The following is a 20,195-nucleotide window of genomic DNA, read 5'->3' as shown; positions in this document are numbered from 1 at the left end:
TTAAAAAAACGGGGCCAGGAGGACTCCGGCCCCGATCAAGGGGGACTATCAGTCGATAGTGACCTGGAACAGCACAGAAGCCGTTTCGCCACCGGCAAGCGTGCCACCGGTACCGTTACCCAGGCCTGCAGCCGTATCGTCACCACCCACACCCGCGTAGACATAGATGGTGCTGCCATCGGTCTCTACGGCATCACCGTTGTCTGCGGTGTCGGCATAACCCACCAAACCGCCGCCGTCGACATCCATCTGTACGGAGCTGGCAACATAGGTGGTGAATTGCGGTACAGGATCGGATACCACGATGTTTTGGGCATCGCCGTAACCCGCCGGGTTTTCCACTACGACCAGGTACTCCATGGTGTCGCCGGGGTTACCGTTCACACCGCTGTCGTAATAGGTCTGGCCATTGAAGCTGGTAGACGTACCCGTGCCGTTGGGGTTGCTGTCGTTGCGAACAAACTTGGTTACCGTCAACGCGGAGCGATAGACCGTGTACAGCACACTGTCGTCTGCCGTCACGCCAGCATCTGCGACGGAGGTATAGGTCACCGTCACGTTGTGCGTACCGGTAGGCGGCGTGGTCACGGTATCGGTGGTGACAGTGATCGTCGCCGTGCCCTGTTCACCGATGATCAGACCGGCAGCAAAGCTGTTTGCCAGCGCCGAGCCAACAGTGATCGTGGCCGTGTTGTTGGCTGCACCGGTGGATTCATCGATGGCCGTCACGGTAGCCACCTCGGCAGTACCCGTCGGGTCCAGCACGATGGTGTCGCCAACCGCAATCAGGTTCACTTCGCTATCGTCTGTGCCATCAAATGGCACCGTGAAGGTGGTCGCGCCGGCGGTGATGGCTGCGGCGGTGGTGCTGCCACCCAGCACGATGGAGGCATCGCCACCAAACGCCGGATCACCATCCATATTGGTATTCACAGACGCATTGGTAATGTTGTAGGTGTCATTACCATTGGCCGTGGCCGTGACCGTATAGACCTGGTTGTACAGGGTGCTTTCCGTCGCCGGATCCACGTCTGCAGGTGCAGACAGAATCGGCGCCGAAGCAACCAGATTGACAGAGAAAGATACCGAGGCAGTGACAGCGGTTTGCGCATTCCCCGCGGCATCATCGAAGTTGACCGTCACCGTATTGGTGATGGAGGTGTTGGCCGCTGTACTGGCATAAGCCGTGATCGGTGAGATCATCGAGCCTGCCAGCAAGGCTGCGCCAAGGTAGCGTACAGCTTGCGATTTCATAAGAGGTGTCCTCTATGTACGCGCCGTTTTGGAACCACCCGGATGGCGCGGCGCAATCATCACCCGGGGAATGCCTGGATTCGTGTCAGGTCGACACTTACTTGACGAGCACGCTGAAGCCCACGCTGCCCGTTGTATTCGGTTGGATATCAGGAACCACCCAGCGCAGCGCGTTGTACTGCTCCGGCATCGCCGTGCGTGTTTCGCCACCTTGCGAGTAGGTCAGGGCAGCGGCTTTCTTGAAGCTCTTGCCGCCATCAATGGAAAACAGCATGTCTGTTCCCTCGCCCCAGGCGCTGCCGGCGATAAAAGACGCACCATCAGGCACGGGGTTATCGAGCTTCACATTGGTGGCCGATTCATCGCCGCTGTTGGCGTAGGTGATGGTGTAGTACAAGGTCTCGCCCGGCGCTGCGTCGCCAGCCTCCTGACGCTGAACGTCGGTGTTGCCGTCGGCATCCGTCGTCTGCACATCGCGCTCAACCTTGACGGTGACGCTGACCTGCGGGGCAGCCTGTGCCGCACCGGCCATTAGTAGCCCGGAGCACAGCAGGGCTGCCGGTACCGTGAGAAAACGTAGTCGCGTGTTCATGGTTGTCCTCCTGGGGGAGTCAGGTCATGCAGGTATGGGCATCGCGGGCTTCACAAGCCGCGTATCCCGTTGGAAAAAGAAAGAAATGTGCCATTAGTGACCACTGACAGTGATTTGGCGACGAAAGGCGCCATTGGAGTGATATGTGGTCATGATCGACCCGGGATACGGCCCGATGGCGACACAAAAGCGTCACAAACCGTGCGACTTTAGACAAAATAAGTGTGATTTGTGTCACAAAGAGCCAGCCAGTGACATTTTTGATCCCATCCCGATCCATCCTGAGCACATCCTTGTCACAAGCCGCAAATAGGGGGAGAACCCCTGTCGTTATTCTGGTTTGTGACCCCCGTCACAGATACGAAAATAATAGTACCCGTCACAGCTTAAAGAAAGATTAAAAATTGATTTATGTCAGGAAGTTAGCGAAAAGGCCGGGGGAAACGGCAAGAACAGTGGAAATCAGCAGGTTTCAGGTAGCCAAATCCCCTGATGCAAGGCAGCATTGACCCGGCAACGGCCTGCGCACTCCCCTGCCGGGCATTCTGGCACGCAAGCTAATTGAGCCAGCCAGCCCCATGTCGTCATGCCTGCACTGAACACGGAATAATCTGAAATCCCTGGCGTTTTGACAGGCCGAAGAGGCTCACCGCTAGCACCCTTCCAGCGACTCCCCTCTCGCTCCGCTGTCACAGGCTTCATGCTAGAGTGAGCCTGGAATAAAGGATTCGGTGAACTACACCGACGGAATCACGGAGAGAATCTGCCATGCGCTGGATCAAACTGGGCCTGCCTCTTACCACCCTTTTGCTTGGTGCCTGCGACGACGCACCGCCCCCGGCAGCCCCGCCACCGGAAGTGTTTGTGGTCACCGCCAGCGAGCAGCCCTACCAGCCCGAGCGCACCTTCACCGCCCGGATTGATTCGCGCAGCGATGTGAACATCACCGCCCAGGTGTCCGGCAAGCTCACCGCCGTGCATTTCCGCGAGGGTGACATGGTGGAAGCCGGGGCCCCCCTGTTCGATATCGACCCTGCCCCCTATGAGGCCGCCCTGTCGCGGGCCAAGGCGGAGCATGAGCGGGCCAAAGCCACCCTGGCAGAAGCGAAAAGCAACTTTGCCCGTGCCAACAAGCTGGTGGACAAGGGGTATATCTCCGATTCGGAGTACGACACGCTCAAGGCCCGTCAGCAGGAAGCGGAAGCCGCGGAACAATCCGCTCGCGCCACACGGGAAAGTGCCCAGGTGGATCTGTCCTATACCCATATCCAGGCGCCCCAGGCCGGGCGGGTGGGACGCTCCATTGCCTCGGTTGGCGATGTGGTCAGCCCCGGTTTCGGCACCCTGACCACCCTGGTGGGCGGCAACGACATGCAGGCGGTTTTCCAGATCCCCGAGCGCCTGCTCACTGAAGCGGCCATGAGTGACAACCAGCCCAAACCGTCAGAGATTGAAGTGGGTCTGGAACTACCCAATGGCAGCGAGTACCCCTACACCGGCAACATCGTTTACGTCTCCAACCGGGTGGACAGCAACACTGGCACCGTGGAAGTTCGCGCGGCCATGCCCAACCCCCGCGACCTGCTTCGCCCCGGCATGTTTGTGCAGGCCCATGTCCGCCTCAAGCAAAGTCTGAGCGGCCTGATGATTCCCCAGGCCGCCCTGCAGGTGGATCAACAAGGCACCTACGTCTTTACCGTCAACGCCAATAACCGGGTATTGCGCAACAACCTGATGACCGGCGACCGCTTCGGCGAAAATGTGCTGGTCACCGAAGGGCTGGTGGCCGGGGAAAAAGTCATCCTGCGTGGCATCCAGAAAGTGCGCCCCGGCAGTGAAGTCCGGGCATCCAGCTACAAGCCCGCCACCGCCCCCCATATCGGCAGCCAGTCCGAAAAAGCCCACAGCGACGACACTGCCAAGGCGAACGCGTCAGCGGAGACGGACAACAACGGGGGTACTGCTCCGTGATCAGCGGCGTCTTTATTCAACGACCCAAGCTGGCCATGGTGGTGGGCCTGGTGATCACTTTCACCGGCTTGCTGGCCATGAAACTGCTGCCCATTTCCGAATACCCGGAAGTGGCGCCGCCGCAGATTTCCGTGAGCGCCAGCTGGCCCGGCGCCTCCGCTGCAATCATGGAAGAATCCGTGGGGCAGGTGATCGAGGATGTGGTCAACGGGGTGGAAGGCATGGCGTACATGTCGTCCAGCTCCTCCAACAATGGCAGCTATAGCCTCGCCATTACCTTCGAGGTAGGCGAAGACCCGGACATGGCCCTGGTGCGGGTGCAAAACCGCGTCAAGCTGGCCGAGCCCTCGCTACCGTCAGAAGTCCGCGCCCAGGGCCTGACCATCGACAAGCGTTCCCCGGATATACTCTTCACCATCAACCTGTATTCCCCGGACGGTTCCCTGGACGAGCTGTTCATTGCCAACTACAGCCTGCTCAATGTGCAGAACCCGCTCAAGCGGGTAGAAGGTGTCTCCGATGTGAGCGTGTTCAGTTCCGCGGACTATTCCATGCGCCTGTGGATGGACCCGCCACAGATGACCGCGCTGGGCATTACCCCGGACGACATTTCCAATGCCCTGCGCGAACAGAACGTGCAGGCACCCGCCGGCAAAATCGGCGCGCCGCCTTTCGATGGCACCCTCAGCACCGAGTATGCCCTGCAGCTGGAGGGGCGACTGAAGGATGTGAAGGAATTTGAAAACATCATCCTGCGTGCCGACGAAAACGGCGCCATGGTACGGCTGGGGGATGTGGCACGCATCGAACTGGGTCAGCTCTCCTACAGCATTGCCGCCAACTACCAGAATCATCCCACCACGGTAATGGCCGCCTATCTGGCACCGGGCGCCAATGCCCTGGCCACCGGCAATGCCCTCAAGCAGGCACTGGAGGAACAGAGCAAAACCTTCCCCGACGGTCTCGAATACGCCATCGGCTACGACACCACCCGCTATGTGGAAGTGGCGATTCGCCAGGTCACCACCTCGCTGCTGATGGCCGTGGGCCTGGTCATCCTGATCACCTTCATTTTCCTCGGTGACTGGCGTCCGACGCTGGTCCCCACGGTGGTGATCCCGGTATCCCTGATCGGGACCCTGGCGATCATGCTGGTGGCGGACATGTCCATCAACACCATTACCCTGTTTGGCCTGATCCTGGCCATCGGCATCGTGGTGGATGATGCCATCCTGGTGGTGGAAAACACCGACCGGCACCTTCATGAAGATCCCAACATCACCACCCGTGACGCGGTGACCCGCACCATGGAAGAGGTGACCGGGCCGATCATCGCCACCACCCTGGTGTTGCTGGCCGTGTTCATCCCGGTGGCGCTGATGCCTGGCATCACCGGCATCATGTACAACCAGTTCGCGGTAACCATCTGTGTGGCCGTGGTCATTTCCTCCATTTGCGCATTAAGCCTGAGCCCGGCAGTGGCCAGCCTGGTACTGCGCCGGGATAAAGGCGAAGCCGCCTGGTACCGCGCCTTCAACAAGGGCTTTGCCAAGGTCACCCTGGGCTACTCCCGGGTAGTCGGCGGCCTGCTGGGCCGACGCGGCCTGACTCTGGTGCTGTATGCGCTGATCATGCTGGGCCTGTTCTTTGGTGCCCGCGCCGTGCCCACCGGCTTTGTGCCCATGGAGGACAAGGGCTTGCTGCTGGTGAATGTCCAGCTGCCGGACGCGGCGTCCATCAACCGCACCGAAGCCGTTATCGAACAGGTGCAGACATTGCTGGACAATGACCCGGCGGTGGAATCCGCCACCATGATTGCCGGCTTCTCCATGCTCACCGGCGGGGTGCAGAGTAACGGCGGCACCGGCTTTGTGGTGCTCAAGCACTGGGATGAAAGGCCGGATTTCCAGGACATTTCCCTGGCCGTCTCGGCGCGGGTTACCCAGCAGGCTTACCAGACCATTCCCGAAGCCCAGATCCAGTCCTTCCCGCCGCCCTCCGTACCGGGCATGGGCGCCGTGGGCGGCCTGGAACTGGTGCTGGAAGATACCCTGGGGCGCAGCCATGCGGATCTGGCCGGGGCCATGCAGCTGCTGACAGCGGCGGCCAACCAGTCGCCGTTGATTGGCAGCGCCTCCACCAGCTTCCGGGCCAACGTGCCCATGTACCGCATCGATATTGACCGCAACAAGGCCAAGACCCTGCAGGTACCGCTGACCAACATCTTCTCCGCCCTGCAGAGCCAGCTGGGCTCCAGCTACATCAATGACTTCTCCCTGTTCGGGCGCACCTTCCGGGTGATGATGCAGGCCGATCCGGCCTACCGGTCCGACCTGAAGGACATCGAACGGCTTTATGCCCGCAGCAGCAACGGCAACATGGTGCCGTTGTCCACCCTGCTCACCACCGAACCGGTGCTGGGCGCCGACATCACCAACCGCTTCAACCTGTACCGCTCCGCCATTCTCCGCGCCCAGCCCGGCGAGGGCGTCTCCAGCGGTGATGCCATGGCCGAACTGGAACGCGTGGCAGCCGAGGTATTACCGGAGGGCTATCAGGTGGAATGGACCGGACAGAGCTATCAGGAGCGCAAGGCCGGCAACCAGATCGGTATCGCCTTTGCCCTGGCCATGGTGTTCATCTACCTGTTCCTGGTGGCGCAATACGAAAGCTGGTCGGTGCCGGCGGCGATTATCCTGGTGGTTCCCATCGCCGTGGCCGGGGCCATCGGCGGGCTGCTGATGGTAGGGAAGATCGGCATTCCCCAGCTGGGCGCGCTGGACCTGTTTGCCCAGGTGGGGCTGGTGTTACTCATCGGCCTGGCCGCCAAGAACGCCATCCTGATTGTGGAATTCGCCCGTGAACGGCGAGAACAAGGCGGCCTGTCCATTCTGGAAGCCGCCGCCGAAGCCGGCCGCCTGCGCTTCCGCGCTGTGTGCATGACCGCCCTGTCGTTTGTGCTGGGCATTTTGCCGCTGGCCTTTGCCAGCGGCGCCGGCATGTTCAGTCAGCTTTCACTGGGCCATACGGTGATGTGGGGGATGCTGGCAGCACTGCTGATAGGCACACCGATGATTCCCGCGTTCTATGCCATCGTGCAGAGCACCCGGGAAACCCTGAAACAGAAATTGCTGAAGTAGGAGTTTCGAGTTTCGAGTTTCGAGTTTCGAGTTTCGAGTTTTCAGGATTGTGCTTTACCCAATGACGGCCAGCACACTGCTGCTAACCTCACTACGAAGCCGCTGTAGGAACGTAGCGTAGCGCAGTAACGCACGCAGTGCGGCCCGAAGGGTAGGCGTAGCGAATAACGGTGGTTCCACCGCGATTAACCGCTTTCAACCAGCTATCGCGGTCGAACGATCGCTCCTACAACAATATCCGGCCGCTGTAGGAGCGTCGCTCGCGGCGCGAACCCGAGCCCTGGCGAGGGAAGATTCTGCCAGCTCGTGCACACCTTTTTGAAACCTTCCATAGCCTGGAACCCCTGATCGACCCTGCGATCCACTCCGCGCTTCGCACGGTTCGCGCCTCAAGCGGCGCTCCTGCAGTGGCATCGAAAATCCCGGCAGCCACATCCGTTACGAATGCATCCAACCTTTCCGCTTGTGACTTTTAAAGCGTGTTGCTGCTTTTCAGCCATAAAAAGGTTCATCGCAGATTTGAGGGAATGTTATGCCGTCATGCCAGAGGTCGGACGTCTGAAGTCTGACGCTGAACCCAAAATCACGCGGTCAGGTGATAGCTGATTTGTGCAATGCAGGAGTGGATCGCGACCAGCTTTTGTCCTTGTGATTGTTCTTGTGTTTGTGCCAGCAGCTTTGATGCTGCCGTTTTCTGTCTTTCGCGTCAGACGTCCGACTTCAGACGTTCGACCAATCTTTTTCGTGCTCATCCGCGAAGAACCATAAAAAAACCCGGCGATTTGCCAGGTTTTTTTTATGGCTGGAAGGCCCCTACTTGATCATCTTCTTGATCATGTTGACCCTGTCACCATAGGGCGCATAGCGCATCTTGATATCGAACAGGGTGGTGGCCTTGAGGATACTGCGCTGGTGGGAAAACACGCTGAACGAGTTCTGGCCGTGGTAGGCACCCATGCCACTCTCACCCACTCCGCCGAAAGGCAGGTTGGGGTTGGCCACATGCATCACCGTGTTGTTGATACAGCCACCGCCGAACTGGGTGTTGGCCAGCACGTGTTGTTCCACATCCTTGCTCTCGGTGAACAGATACAACGCCAGCGGGTGTTCCGGCAGCTTCTTGATATTGCCGATCAGCTCTTCCAGCGAGGAGTAGGTCACCATTGGCAATACCGGACCGAAAATTTCTTCCTGCATCACCGCATCATCCATGCTCACATCTTTTAACAGCGTTGGTGCGATAAAGCGTTGGCCTGCATCCGTCTGGCCACCGGTCAGCACCTTGGCCTTGTCGATCAGAGCCGCGACCCGCTCGAAGTGACGATCATTGATCATGCGGCCCAGATCCGGGCTTTGCACCGGATTGTCGCCGTACCATTCCTTCAGGGTAGCCACCAGCTCCTTCTCGAAGGCATCCTTGATGTCCTTGTGGACGTGCAGGTGATCCGGTGCCACGCAGGTCTGGCCCACGTTGAGCATCTTGCCGGCCAGGGTACGACGGGCGGCGATCTTCAGGTTGGCATCCTTGTGGATGATGGTGGGGCTCTTGCCGCCCAGCTCCAGCGTCACCTTGGTGAGGTGTTTGGCCGCGGCCGCCATGACAATACGGCCCACCCGCGGGCTGCCGGTAAAGAAGATGTGATCGAAGCGCTGCTCAAGCAGGGCATTGGTCACTTCGGTGCTACCCTTGAACGTGGCCACATACTCTTCGCTGAAGCACTCCTTCATCATCTTCTCAACCACATCTGCCACGGTGGGGTTCAGGGAAGAAGGCTTCAGTACAGCGGTGTTACCCGCCGCGATAGCACCAATCAACGGCTGCACCAGCAACAGGAAAGGATAGTTATACGGTCCCATCAGCATGGTCACGCCCTGGGGGACGGACTCGATGCGACTGCGACCCGGCTGCGCCCACATGGTGGTGGCCACCCGTTTGGGCTTCATCCAGTTCTTCAGGTGCTTGATGGTGTGCTTGAGATCCTCGTAGGCAGTGCTGATCTCGATATAGGCTTCGAATTCCGGGCGGCCAATATCGGCTTTCAGCGCTTCCTGAATTTCCGTTTGATACTTTACCAGCGCACTCTTCAGCTTCTTCAACTGCTGGATGCGGAATGCATAGCTTCGCGTTGCGCCGGATTCAAAATAACGACGCTGCCTGGTCACCGCTTCCGCGGCCCAGTCCTGTGACTGATTGATATTTTTGTCGTCGAGTACCGCACCCATGACCTGTCTCCTTGATGTGCCTGCAAACACTGCAACTGGAAACAGAGTGTTTCACGGGTACTGGGACGGCACCATGAGATTTGCTTCATTCAACTGACCAAAAACACCATCTCCTGACTGTGAAAGCGCAAAGGTAGACGCAACAACTTCACCTGTATATTCATGCGACTGGAGTCAACGCCTTAACAAGGTTGCCGTGAAGGTTATGTCACCCTTCACAACAGCCTCAGACACCCATGGCTCATTGATTTCAATTCACTTAGTATCAGACAAATGCTGGCCAGGCGTTTACCTGGCCACAAAGGATCTGGATCTTCTAAAAGGGCTAACGGATATGGCTAATCTTCCTGCTGCACGCAGCACCATTATACCTCTTCGCACCGCTCTGCTGACCCTCTCCCTGGGCGCCTTAATCAGTGGCTGTGCTTCCCTGGGCAGCGACGCAGGCACCCGCAGCGATAATCCCCGCACTCTGGCCTCGCTGAGCCAACCCAGTGATCAGCAGGCCTGTTACGACCGCGACCGCGAACCCTATACCCCGCTGGTGGATGCCCACTTCCACCCGCGTCCGTTCGGTGGCGCTGCCATCCCGGTTGAAAAGCTCCACACCATGCTGGAAGACCAGGGCGTTCGCTTTGTGAACTATTTTGGTATCGGGCAAATTCTGGAACTGGATTCCGGCTGCAACTATTACCTGGATTGCCCCGGCGTCACCGCCATGCCCAGCATCAAGAATGATTTCGTGAATGGCATGGAAACGGTGGCCTATCCCTCCGAGAACCTGCACATCACCCTGTCCATGACCTTCATGGATCTGGCACACCCCGACAACATCGCGGAATTGATTGAACTCTACGACCGCGAGTACCCGGGCATGTTCAGCTGGAGTGGTGAACTGAATGTCATGAAGCAGGCCTTGCTGAAGAACAATCACGAGCCCGCCACCATAGAATCCATCAACCAGTGGGGTCCGTTCATGAAGGTGCTGCGCGAGCGCGGCATCCCGGTCACTTTCCATTCCGATCTGGGCAACGACGCCAACCCCACCGAGTTCCTGCCGTTGATGCAACACATTCTGGAGACCTATCCGGACAACAAGATCGTCTGGGCCCATATGGGGCTGTCCAAGGAACTGGGCAACATGGATCCTGCCCGCCATGTGGAGATTCTCGGCAACCTGCTGGATACCTATCCGCACCTGATGCTGGATATCTCCTGGGACGTGCTCTACAACGAGTATCATCAGTGGGGCGAGATCTATGTCCCCTTCCTCAACAAATACTCCACTCGCATTCTGCCCGGCACCGACTTCGTTGCAGCGGGTTACAAGGCCGATGACCAGTATGCCAAGGAGCTGGAAGTCACCAGCAGAGTGCTCAGGGCTCTGGATGACCAGGCGTTCCACAACATTGCCCTGGGCGCCAACTACTTCAAGCTGATGGAACTGGATTACAACGCACCCAATGTCTGTCCGGCAGATGAAAACAACTGATAACGAAAGGAATCGGGAATGCGAAAATTAGCCACTCTTTCAGCGGCGTTTTGCGTCGCCACGCTTGCGTCACCCGCCACTGCGGAAACCGGTTCGCAGGATGTAGAGCAACAACTGCAGGAACTGAAAACCCTGCGCCAGAACCTGGAACAACAGAGCCAGCAATTTGATCAACGCATCCAGCAGCTGGAGACCGAGCTGTATGGGGAAAGCGCCGCGCCACCGGCCGCCACGCCCCAGCCAGGCAGAAGCCTGGGCTACCGTCCCGGCCGGGGCTTCAACCTGTTCAGTTCAGACATGGGCGAGGTAAATTTCGGAGTCTTCAGCTACACCCGTTACCTGAACCAGAAAGACTTCGACCGCACCTATACCGACAGCTTCGGGAACACCAGCAACATCGATCCACGCAATGACTTCCAGTTCCAGAAAGTGAACATCAGCTTCAAGGGCTGGATCTTTGATCCCAAGTTGCAATACCTGTTCTATACCTGGACTTCCAACACCAGCCAGGGCGACCCGGCCCAGGTGGTGGTGGCCGGGAACCTGGGTTATCACTTTAACCCGGCGTTCAAACTGTATGCCGGTATCGGTGCTCTGCCCTCTACCCGGTCTACCAACTACACCTTCCCCAACTGGCTGAAGAACGACCACCGCACCATCGCCGATGAATTCTTCCGTGGTTCCTACACCACCGGCATCTGGGCCGAAGGCAAAATCGCCGACGGCCTGATGTACCGCGCCATGCTCGGCAACAACCTGAGCCAGCTGGGCGTCAGCGGCAATCAGCTGGATGACGGGCTCAATACTGCCTCCGGTTCATTATGGTGGATGCCCACCACCGGAGAATTCGGCCCCGGCGAAGGATTCGGTGATTACGAATTCCACGAACAACTGGCCACCCGCTTTGGCATTCACTTCACCCACAGCCGGGAGGATGCCCAGGCCCAGCCGGGCACCAACTCATTCGAAAATTCACAGATCCGCCTGTCTGACGGCACCCTGATCTTCCAGGCCGATCCATTCGGTAACGGCACGGCCATCAATCAGGCCACCTACCAGATGGCCGCTGCCAATGCGGGCCTGAAGTACCGGGGCTGGTTCCTGGAGGCCGAGTTCTACCATCGCTGGGTGGACAAGTTCGATGCCACCGGCCCGCTGCCGGTGGACGAACTGGATGACAAAGGCTATTCCGTTCAGGCTTCCATGATGGCCATCCCCAAAGTGCTGCAACCCTATGTGGCGTATTCGGAAATTCAGGGCGAATACGGCACCCCCCATGACCTGAGCGTGGGCTTCAACTGGTTCCCGTTCAAGCGCAAGGAGTTCCGTTTCAATGTGCAGGGGTTGTATCTGAAGGATTCACCAGTGGGCTACAGCAGTGTCCCCTTCCAGCTGGGCGGCAACGGCTGGGCCTTTACCACGGATATGGTGTTGGCGTTTTAAGAAACGCTGCACGCAGCTGACGCCTGACGCCTGACGCCTGACGCCTGACGCCTGACGCCTGACGCCTGACGCCTGACGCCTGACGCCAAGAATGAAACTGCTGTGGGAGCTTGCCTGCAAGCGATTTGCCTTCGATATATATCCCATCGCCTGCAGGCAGGCTCCCACAGCGACTATGAACCCATGCTTGAAGGAGATCCGAGACCAAGCGCGAGTTTCAGGTTTTTGCCTTTCAAAACTCGCTTCTCGTAACTCGAAACTGTTTTTGTTTCCTCGCTTAGGCTCGGATCGCCTGCAGGCAGGTTATTCGCGGCGCTCACCCTCCGGGCCAGCCTGCGGCTGTTACCTCCGTTGCACTCCGGTTCCTGCGGGAAGGCGTTACACCCGCAGGTACTTGGCCGCTTTGCTATCTGCCTTCTTGGCCAGCGGTTTCAATTCTGCAATTTTCTTGCAGACTTCATCGCACTCTTCCTTGCTCAAAGCATGACCTTCCACCGCCTTGTGCAACTGGCTCATGTAGTTGTCCAGTACAGAAATCACCGACAGGTGCACCACCGGGGCAATCGATGCCTTTTTCATTTGTGGGCGCTGCTTGCGGTGTGCCTGCTCCCAACGCTTTTCAAATTGCTTGTGATTCAGTGACATGTCCCTCTCCTTGTTCAGAATGTCAGTTTGTTAACGCTGATGCTGTTCAGCCCCAGCTCACCGCCAGTAATCCCTTCCAGGGAAACCGGCAAACTGATGTCATTGATCGATACCTTGCCCAGATCCGCTGCCAGCTGAGCATCGCTGAGGGTCATGCTGCCCACATTGAGATGCACCGTGGGCGTTACCCGCACACTGACCCTGAGGATGCCCACATCGATACCCACAGACTTGTCCGAGGCGGTTGCATCGGCATTGAAAGCGCCGCTGGTGGCAGTGGGCATGCTGATGGAGGGAATCGACACATTCGCCAGACTGGCACCGGGCAGAGAAAGCTGGCGGGTGGGTGCTGCACGATTCACCCGTATGGCCTCACCGTCCGCTGAGGGTACCGTGACGGAGCTGAGTGTCAGCTCCCCGACTCCCATCCCGGTAATAGACAAACCCGCGCTGGGCAGGCTCAGCTTGTCCAACCGCACCCCGCCAAGATCCAGGTTGCCTAGATCCAGCTGATCAATGGGTTTCATTTCGGCCACCAGGCCGGGGATATCAATGCTGGGTATCTGCAGGTCGATATCACCCAGATCCGGCACGGTGATAGTGCCCAGATCCACCGGGATATCGAGACTGCCCATGTCCTCACTGCCGTCCCAGCTACCGATCCAGCCGAGATCAATTTTCCAGTCAAGGTGAAAGCCCAGCTCCACAATGCTGCGCACCTGATTCAGCACTGCGTTGGCGTTGTTCACGCTGGCCGAGCCGTTTTCCACCTTCAGGCTGCCAATGCTGGCACTGCCCAGATTGACCGTTTCCACCTTGAGGTTATGCAGCGTGCCGTTATCAATGCTGACCTGGTCAATGGCAATCTTGCGGGACACCTGGGCGCCAAGCAGCCCCAGGCGGGTGAGTAGATCCCGTGAAACAGGCAGGGATTCCATGAGACTGTCCGCAGACAGTCGTTCCTTCAATGACATGATAGTGCCTCCTGGCATATGTATGGTGCTGCACAATCCCGTGCAGCACAGGCAACATAATCCCGAGGCGGGTTCACTGATATGCTTCAAAGGTACCAATTTTCAGGAATGTGACCTGGGTTGCAACCTGCCACAGCGGGCCGTCAGCGGTTATACTTGGCAGCCGTTGAATAGCCGAGGGAAGCCGACGCCATGCCGTCCTTTGATATTGTCTCCGAGATTGATGAAGTGGCCCTGCGCCACGCGGTGGAAAACGCCAACCGAGACCTGGCAAACCGTTTCGATTTTCGGGGTGTAGAAGCCAGCATCGAGCAGCAGGGCCTGACCGTCACTCTGAAAACAGTCTCTGACTTTCAGGTTCAGCAGCTGGAAGATATTTTTGCCAAGGCCGCCGTGAAGCAGGGAATCAGTGCCGCTGGCGCTGATCGCCCTGAAAAACCGGAGCATAGCGGCAAGACCTTTTCCCTAACCCTGACCTTCAAGCAAGGCCTTGATCAGCCCACCGCCAAGCAGATCGTGAAAATGATCAAGGACGCCAAACTGAAGGTACAGGCCTCCATCCAGGGTGAACAGGTGCGCGTGAATGGCAAGAAGCGCGACGATCTTCAGGAAGCCATTGCACTTCTGAAAGCATCCAAACTGGAGATCCCTCTACAGTTCAATAATTTCAGGGACTAACATCAGCTTCTAGCTACAAGCTACAAGCTACAAGCTACAACGAGAGTGAATCGTTGTAGATACTGAAACGCAAGGGGCCGCGCCTGGAATTCGGACGCGGCCTCTTGCGTTTTGACAGACGGTTTTTGTAAGAGCACCGCTTGAGGTGAGAATAAAAGGTGTCGAGTTTCGAGAAGCGAAGATCAAAACTCGCTACAAAGGAAAGGTTATCTTTTGAATTTCGAAACTCGCTTCTCGTAGCTCGTAGCTCTCATCATCGAAACAGTTTTTTCACCGGCGTAAAGGTGGTATCCGCCTTTAACTTCTTCACCTGCTCCGGGAACTGGCTCTTGCGTGCCTTTTCGCCCAGCCACATCAACGCCTTGTTGGCACCGGGCGTGGCCTTGCGAACCAGCTCCGCACTCATCCGCAGCGGCGCCTGGGCGGGCCAGAAATATTTTGTCAGGGTCCGTGGCAGACCCAGCTTGTCCGCCGCTTCGTCGCCCAGGATATAGCGGGAGTAACCGGCACGCAGGGTGTACTCCAGCTTGCCGAGATTTTCCTGCAGCCAGCCCTCGCGATTCTGCAACGAGGCATTCCCAAGCGCCTCACCCAGCCTGCGAGTATCCTCATCGCTCTGGCCAATGGTGGCGATCAGGTGATACAGGGCGCGCATGCTGTCCTGCTCATTGGTGGGCAGGATGCGCTCATCCACGCCCATCAGGTAACCCACATAACGCCACAGGTGGACAACTGCTTCCCGCTCACGACGGGAGAACAAATACCCCAGGGAGCGTAACCCGGTGAGGAAAATCACCGAGAATTCCAGAATGGTCCCCATGGAATCCCACTGATTGAGTGGATACCCCCAGCGCATGTCCCAGTTATCCGATTTGAGCAGCATGTTGCGTACCTGGGCGTGCATCAGACGAACCCGCACGGCACTCTTGAAGCCTTCCTGATCCCGCTCCAGTCCACCTGGGGTGGTCACATCCATCCAGAATTTCCCGGTCTCTACCAGACGGCGGTTTGCCATCCGGTCCAGCTGCCCGGTAAAGACCAGCGGCTTGGCCGCAGCACCAGCTAAATAGCCGCCCATCAGCGACATGTTCCGCAGCACCAGCTCCCCGGAGATACCCACCCGATAGGACACTTCGCAACCCAGACGGATCAGGTCACGATCCAGCCAGATAGGCTCATGATCGACCTGCCGAAACAAGTCAACCAGCTCTTCCGGCGGCGCCTCGACACTGTTGATGCCATGCTCCAGCGCCTGGTCCAACATCTTGCGACCCTGCCCGGCAGGCAGTTGGCCATACATGGCGACCACGGCATCAGCCAGGGGATCACCGGAAAGGATGGATTCACGGATCACCTTCATCTGCCCTTCCGTTGGCTGGGGATCAGAACCCAGTATCCACCTGAACAGTCTCCGCACTTTCTTGACGCCCGGACGATTGGGGTCACCCACACGGTTAAGCCGGGCGGGATCCAGCGGCAGCTCCTGCAACATGGCGGTCATGGTTCTCTCCTTTCTGCCCATGACTGGGCAAATAAAAACTGACAAGTTCTAATTGCCATACCTTGTCCGTGAGGCTGCGCGCTGGCAAGGATATCGCGGGCATAATGTCCTTCTATGACAGAAACAGAATGCACTTTTTTATCCACCGGTGACCTGCTACCGTCCCCGCATTACAAAAAGAAAGGAATCCTCATGAGCAACACTGTGAACAGCCATGCGCAACGCATGACCCTTCTCTGGTTCACCGTCTTATCTGCACCCTTGATGATCGGTATCGCCATCAGCCTGCTGGTCTGGTTTGGTAACTTCAAAGCACCTGCTGAACTCCTGCCCGCCGACACCCTGCGTATGGTCGCCATGGGAGCCATGGGCTTGATGTTGGTGATTGCCCGCCCGCTGCGAAACCTTGTCCTGTCTCCTTCCGCCATTGCCGGACGCCCCCTGCAGAGCCATACAGTGAGTGAGGATATGGATCAGCAGGCCGCGGCCAAAACCCAGGCCAGCATGTTCATGCTGCTGGGTGCGCTGGACTTCGTTTCGGTGATCATCATTGCACTTAGTCTGATGCAGGCCGATGCCGAGCTGGCGTTGCTAAATGGCATCTTCACTCTGGTACTGGCCGTGGTCGCCAAACCGGATTTCGCCATGTTGATTACAGACACTGCAAAGCAACTTCGCCAGACAACATAACTCTGGTGTCGTGACAGCATCTCGCCTGATGCGCAGCAGTTGCGTTGATGTGATTTTTCCCTTTCTGGCGATGTAACAATTTCTATTGAACACCCTGGGTAAAATCCTGTTAATGAACATCGTTTAACAAAATGCCGGCTCCCGCCTATAACAGGCTTGATGACAACAACAGGGAGCCAGACCATGGCCTTACCACATCGACTCGGACATCTCCTGGCAGGGCTATCGTTACTGCTGACGCTCACGCTTTCGCAAAGCCTGCATGCCGCAGGCCTGATGCAACCGGTCAACACCACATTCCCCGCGCTACAGATTCGCGAACAACATGTCACCGTGGATGTGGAAGACGGTTACGCCATCACGGAAGTGGAACAGGTTTTCCATAACCCCAACGATCAGGATCTGGAGGCTTACTACCGCTTTCCGGTTCCGGAAAAAGGCACCGTCGCCGAATTCACTGTCTGGATAGATGGCAAACCCGTGACGGGCGAAGTGCTGGAGAAGCAAAAGGCTCGCGAGGTTTACCAACAGGAAAAGGCCGCAGGGCGCGACGCCGGGCTCACCGAGAAAGACAGTTATAAAGCCTTCGACGTATTCGTCAGCCCGGTACGCGCAGGGCAGAACACCCGCGTAAAGCTGGTTTACCTGCAGCCGGCATTTATCGATACCAGCATCGGGCGGTACGTCTACCCTCTGGAAGAAGGCGGCGTGGATGAACAAACACTCTCGTTCTGGACTGCCAACGAAGCAGTCAAAGAACATTTCACCTTCACGATGAACCTGCGCAGCAGTTATCCCGTCGATGCCGTACGACTCCCCGCTCATCCCCAGGCCTTGGTTACCCAGAGCGGCCCGCAAAAATGGACCGTCAAAATAGACAACCGATCCGTGGCCCATCAGGAAGGCCAGCCGCAGAATAATGCCGCCCCACCTGCCTTCCGGCTCGATCAGGATATCGTGGTGTACTGGCGTCACAAGGCAGGCTTGCCTGGTGCTGTGGATCTGGTTGCCTACAAGGCACCCGGCAAGGACCGCGGTACCTTCATGATGACACTCACCCCCGGCGACGACTTGCCGCCAATCAGCAATGGCAGCGACTGGATCTTTGTGCTGGATATTTCCGGCTCCATGCAAGGCAAACTGGCCACACTGGCCGATGGTGTCAGTAAAGCGCTGGGCAAAATGCGCCCCGAGGATCGTTTTCGCATCGTGCTGTTTGATGATCGCGCCGAGGAGATGACTTCCGGTTTTGTCACCGCCACCCCGGAATCCGTGCAGCGTTACACTGGCAAACTTTCCCGGCTGCAAACCCGTGGCGGCACCAACCTGTTTGGCGGACTCAGTCTGGCCCTGAACCCCCTGGATGCGGACCGCCCTACCGGCATTGTGCTGGTCACGGACGGTGTCGCCAATGTGGGGAAAACCCGGCAAAAAGATTTTCTCGAATTACTGGAAAAACATGACGTCCGTTTGTTCACCTTTGTCATGGGCAACAGCGCCAACCGGCCACTGCTCACCGCCATGACCGATGCCAGTAATGGCTTCGCCATCAGTGTCTCGAACAGCGACGACATCGTCGGCCAGATTCTCACCGCCACCAGCAAACTGACGCATCAGGCGATGAACGACGTGCACATTGATATTGATGGCGTGCGCACCGCAGACCTGCAACCGCAACGAATCGGCACCGTCTATCACGGGCGTCAGATCATCCTCATGGGGCACTACTGGGGCGATGGCCCGGCAAACGTCACGTTTAAAGCCAATGTGGGCGGCGAAGACAAAACCTATCGCACTGGTTTTGATTTCCCCAAACAGGGCGGGGCAAACCCCGAGCTGGAGCGCCTGTGGGCCTACGCGACCATCCAGCAGATGCAACGGGAGATCGATAACTTCGGTGAAGAAAAAGACCTGCAAAACGGGATTGTGGATCTGGGCATCGAATACGGGCTGGTCACCAACTACACCTCCATGGTGGTACTGCGCGATGAGATGTTTGCCCAATACGGGATTGATCGTCGCAACGCCAAGCGTCGTGAACTGGAAAAGCTGGCACAGGCACAACGGCAAAGCGTCCCGCCCACCAGCAACCGTGTAGATAATGCACAGCCCATGTACACCTCTTCGCGTCCATCTTTCAGCGGTGGCGGTGGTGGCGGCGCATTCAGCCTCGGCGCACTGCTGCCCTTCCTGATACTCTTGGTGGCGGGTCAGCGACGTCGTCGATCATAAGACAACAGGAGATAGCAGGATGGATGAAGGGTTCTGGCAGGATAAGTGGGACAAAGGGGAAATCGGCTTTCATCTGAACCAGGTACACCCCTTGCTGAAACGCTTCCTGCCAGCCCTGTCTCTTGCGCCTGGGCAACGAATTTTTGTCCCCCTGTGTGGCAAGAGTCTGGACTTGGGGTACCTGCTTGAGCAAGGTCTGACCGTGGTGGGCGTAGAGTTATCGGAAAAGGCCGTTATTGCCCTGTTTGAACAGCGGGGAGTACAGCCCGAGGTGCACGAGTGGACTGCGGGTAAATACTATCAGCACGGTAATTTCAGCGTATTCCAGGGCGATATTTTCGCGCTGGACATCGCCACCCTGGGCAAGGTGGATGCGATTTATGATCGCGCGGCGCTGATTGCGCTGCCCGATACCCTGCGGCAACGCTATGCCCGGCATCTGGTAACGCTGACCCAGCGCTCCCCGCAGCTGCTCATTACACTCAGCTATGATCAACCACAAATGGAAGGCCCACCCTTCTCGGTAGACCCGCAGTTGGTCTCTTCGCTGTATGACGAGACTTATCTCATCGAACGATTAAGCGAAAAAAACATCATTTGCCACGAGCCGCGCTTTGCGGAACGTGGCCTCACCGCACTGTATGAACAATGCAGCCTGCTGACCGCCCGTTAAAGCGGAGCCGGCATTCGGGGCTACCAGGGCAGGACCGAACCATCGCTGTGCCAAAAGGTACCAGTGTTATCCAGATTGAGCGCATCCATGCGCTCAATCAGATTCGCCGCAGCCTGTTCCGTGGTCAGGTTGCCGCTGTGGCCAGTCATGTCCGTCTGCACCCAGCCCGGGTGAAGAATCGCCACCGCAATGCCTTTCGGTTTCAGGTCATGCGCCAGGGATTTGCCCGCCGCATTAAGTCCTGCCTTGCTGATCCGGTAACCATACTTGCCCCCGGAGGTATTGTCCGCAATGGAACCCATCCGCGATGTCATCAGGCCAACCTTGCTGCCGGCATGGAGATTATCCAGCAAACCCAGGGTGACGCGCAGGGGCCCCAGGGTATTCACTTCGAACTGGTCACGAATCTGGTCATAGTTCATATGCTCCACCGTTTCGCTGAGCATGATGCCCGCATTGTTGAAGAGCACATCCACTGATGTATCGCCCAATCCGCTCTGCAGATTGATCACACCGTCTTCCCGGCTCACATCAATGCCATCAATGACATCCACACCCAGCTTAGCAAGCGCCGCGGACGGTTCACGACAGGTGGCGATCACCCGGTCTCCGCGGGCCTTCCAGATGCCTGCCATGGCAAGACCAATGCCCCGGTTCGCCCCGGTAATAACGATTGTTTTGCTCATG

Annotated in this window: 15 protein-coding genes; 8 read left to right on the top strand and 7 right to left on the bottom strand. The window is 57.8% G+C overall.

Going from position 1 to position 20,195, the window contains the following annotated elements; translation table 11 throughout:
* Positions 1 to 48: 48 nt before the first annotated feature.
* Together GQF00_RS10055 and GQF00_RS10050 are read right to left on the bottom strand one after the other, a co-directional pair.
* Positions 49 to 1,254, bottom strand: a complete 1,206-nt coding sequence (locus tag GQF00_RS10055) for a hypothetical protein (RefSeq protein ID WP_161319012.1) — start codon at positions 1,252 to 1,254, stop codon at positions 49 to 51.
* A 97-nt stretch (positions 1,255 to 1,351) separates the two neighbouring features.
* The gene (locus GQF00_RS10050; RefSeq protein ID WP_161319011.1) at positions 1,352 to 1,846 is read right to left on the bottom strand and encodes a DUF11 domain-containing protein; all 495 of its coding nucleotides are present in this window, start codon (positions 1,844 to 1,846) and stop codon (positions 1,352 to 1,354) included.
* Positions 1,847 to 2,614: 768 nt separating this feature from the next.
* Between GQF00_RS10050 and GQF00_RS10045 the strand changes: the two genes are divergently transcribed.
* Together GQF00_RS10045 and GQF00_RS10040 are read left to right on the top strand one after the other, a co-directional pair.
* On the top strand, positions 2,615 to 3,817 hold the full coding sequence (locus tag GQF00_RS10045) for an efflux RND transporter periplasmic adaptor subunit (RefSeq protein ID WP_161319010.1): 1,203 nt from the start codon (positions 2,615 to 2,617) through the stop codon (positions 3,815 to 3,817).
* Positions 3,814 to 6,957, top strand: a complete 3,144-nt coding sequence (locus GQF00_RS10040; RefSeq protein WP_161319009.1) for an efflux RND transporter permease subunit — start codon at positions 3,814 to 3,816, stop codon at positions 6,955 to 6,957. Before GQF00_RS10045 ends, GQF00_RS10040 begins: the two co-directional genes overlap by 4 nt.
* 813 nt (positions 6,958 to 7,770) lie before the next feature.
* Here the strand turns inward: GQF00_RS10040 and GQF00_RS10035 are convergent.
* Positions 7,771 to 9,180: an aldehyde dehydrogenase gene (locus GQF00_RS10035; protein ID WP_161319008.1), complete on the bottom strand. Its 1,410-nt coding sequence runs from the start codon at positions 9,178 to 9,180 to the stop codon at positions 7,771 to 7,773.
* Positions 9,181 to 9,514: 334 nt separating this feature from the next.
* On the opposite strand from GQF00_RS10035, the gene GQF00_RS10030 reads away from it, so the two are divergent.
* On the top strand, positions 9,515 to 10,672 hold the full coding sequence (locus tag GQF00_RS10030) for an amidohydrolase family protein (RefSeq protein WP_161319007.1): 1,158 nt from the start codon (positions 9,515 to 9,517) through the stop codon (positions 10,670 to 10,672).
* 18 nt (positions 10,673 to 10,690) lie between these two features.
* Complete coding sequence (locus GQF00_RS10025) at positions 10,691 to 12,115, top strand: hypothetical protein (protein ID WP_161319006.1); 1,425 nt, start codon at positions 10,691 to 10,693, stop codon at positions 12,113 to 12,115.
* Between the two features lie 378 nt (positions 12,116 to 12,493).
* On the opposite strand, the gene GQF00_RS10020 is transcribed toward GQF00_RS10025, so the two are convergent.
* Together GQF00_RS10020 and GQF00_RS10015 are read right to left on the bottom strand one after the other, a co-directional pair.
* On the bottom strand, positions 12,494 to 12,760 hold the full coding sequence (locus GQF00_RS10020) for a hypothetical protein (protein WP_161319005.1): 267 nt from the start codon (positions 12,758 to 12,760) through the stop codon (positions 12,494 to 12,496).
* Positions 12,761 to 12,774: 14 nt separating this feature from the next.
* Entirely contained in the window at positions 12,775 to 13,734 is a 960-nt protein-coding gene (locus tag GQF00_RS10015) for a hypothetical protein (RefSeq protein ID WP_161319004.1), read from the bottom strand.
* 192 nt (positions 13,735 to 13,926) lie between these two features.
* On the opposite strand from GQF00_RS10015, the gene GQF00_RS10010 reads away from it, so the two are divergent.
* The gene (locus GQF00_RS10010; protein ID WP_161319003.1) at positions 13,927 to 14,412 is read left to right on the top strand and encodes a YajQ family cyclic di-GMP-binding protein; all 486 of its coding nucleotides are present in this window, start codon (positions 13,927 to 13,929) and stop codon (positions 14,410 to 14,412) included.
* Between the two features lie 253 nt (positions 14,413 to 14,665).
* On the opposite strand, the gene GQF00_RS10005 is transcribed toward GQF00_RS10010, so the two are convergent.
* Complete coding sequence (locus GQF00_RS10005; protein ID WP_161319002.1) at positions 14,666 to 15,913, bottom strand: oxygenase MpaB family protein; 1,248 nt, start codon at positions 15,911 to 15,913, stop codon at positions 14,666 to 14,668.
* 192 nt (positions 15,914 to 16,105) lie between these two features.
* Here GQF00_RS10005 and GQF00_RS10000 point away from each other — a divergent pair, with 192 nt between their 5' ends.
* From GQF00_RS10000 to tmpT, 3 genes are all read left to right on the top strand, one after another.
* Positions 16,106 to 16,603 carry a hypothetical protein gene (locus GQF00_RS10000; protein ID WP_237440458.1) on the top strand — a complete coding sequence of 166 codons (498 nt, stop codon included), beginning with the start codon at positions 16,106 to 16,108 and terminating at the stop codon, positions 16,601 to 16,603.
* Positions 16,604 to 16,786: 183 nt separating this feature from the next.
* Entirely contained in the window at positions 16,787 to 18,835 is a 2,049-nt protein-coding gene (locus tag GQF00_RS09995) for a VIT and VWA domain-containing protein (protein WP_161319001.1), read from the top strand.
* A 19-nt stretch (positions 18,836 to 18,854) separates the two neighbouring features.
* A complete protein-coding gene (gene tmpT, locus GQF00_RS09990; RefSeq protein WP_161319000.1) occupies positions 18,855 to 19,508 on the top strand; it encodes a thiopurine S-methyltransferase in 654 nt (217 codons plus the stop codon).
* Between the two features lie 20 nt (positions 19,509 to 19,528).
* Here tmpT and GQF00_RS09985 read toward each other — a convergent pair whose 3' ends face one another.
* Positions 19,529 to 20,194, bottom strand: coding sequence for an SDR family oxidoreductase (locus GQF00_RS09985; RefSeq protein WP_161318999.1), 666 nt, complete (start codon positions 20,192 to 20,194; stop codon positions 19,529 to 19,531).
* Position 20,195 lies beyond the last annotated feature (1 nt).

This window comes from Alcanivorax sp. DP30 (genome assembly GCF_009882945.1).
GTDB lineage: Bacteria > Pseudomonadota > Gammaproteobacteria > Pseudomonadales > Alcanivoracaceae > Alcanivorax.
This window is presented reverse-complemented; position numbering and strand designations above follow the sequence as displayed.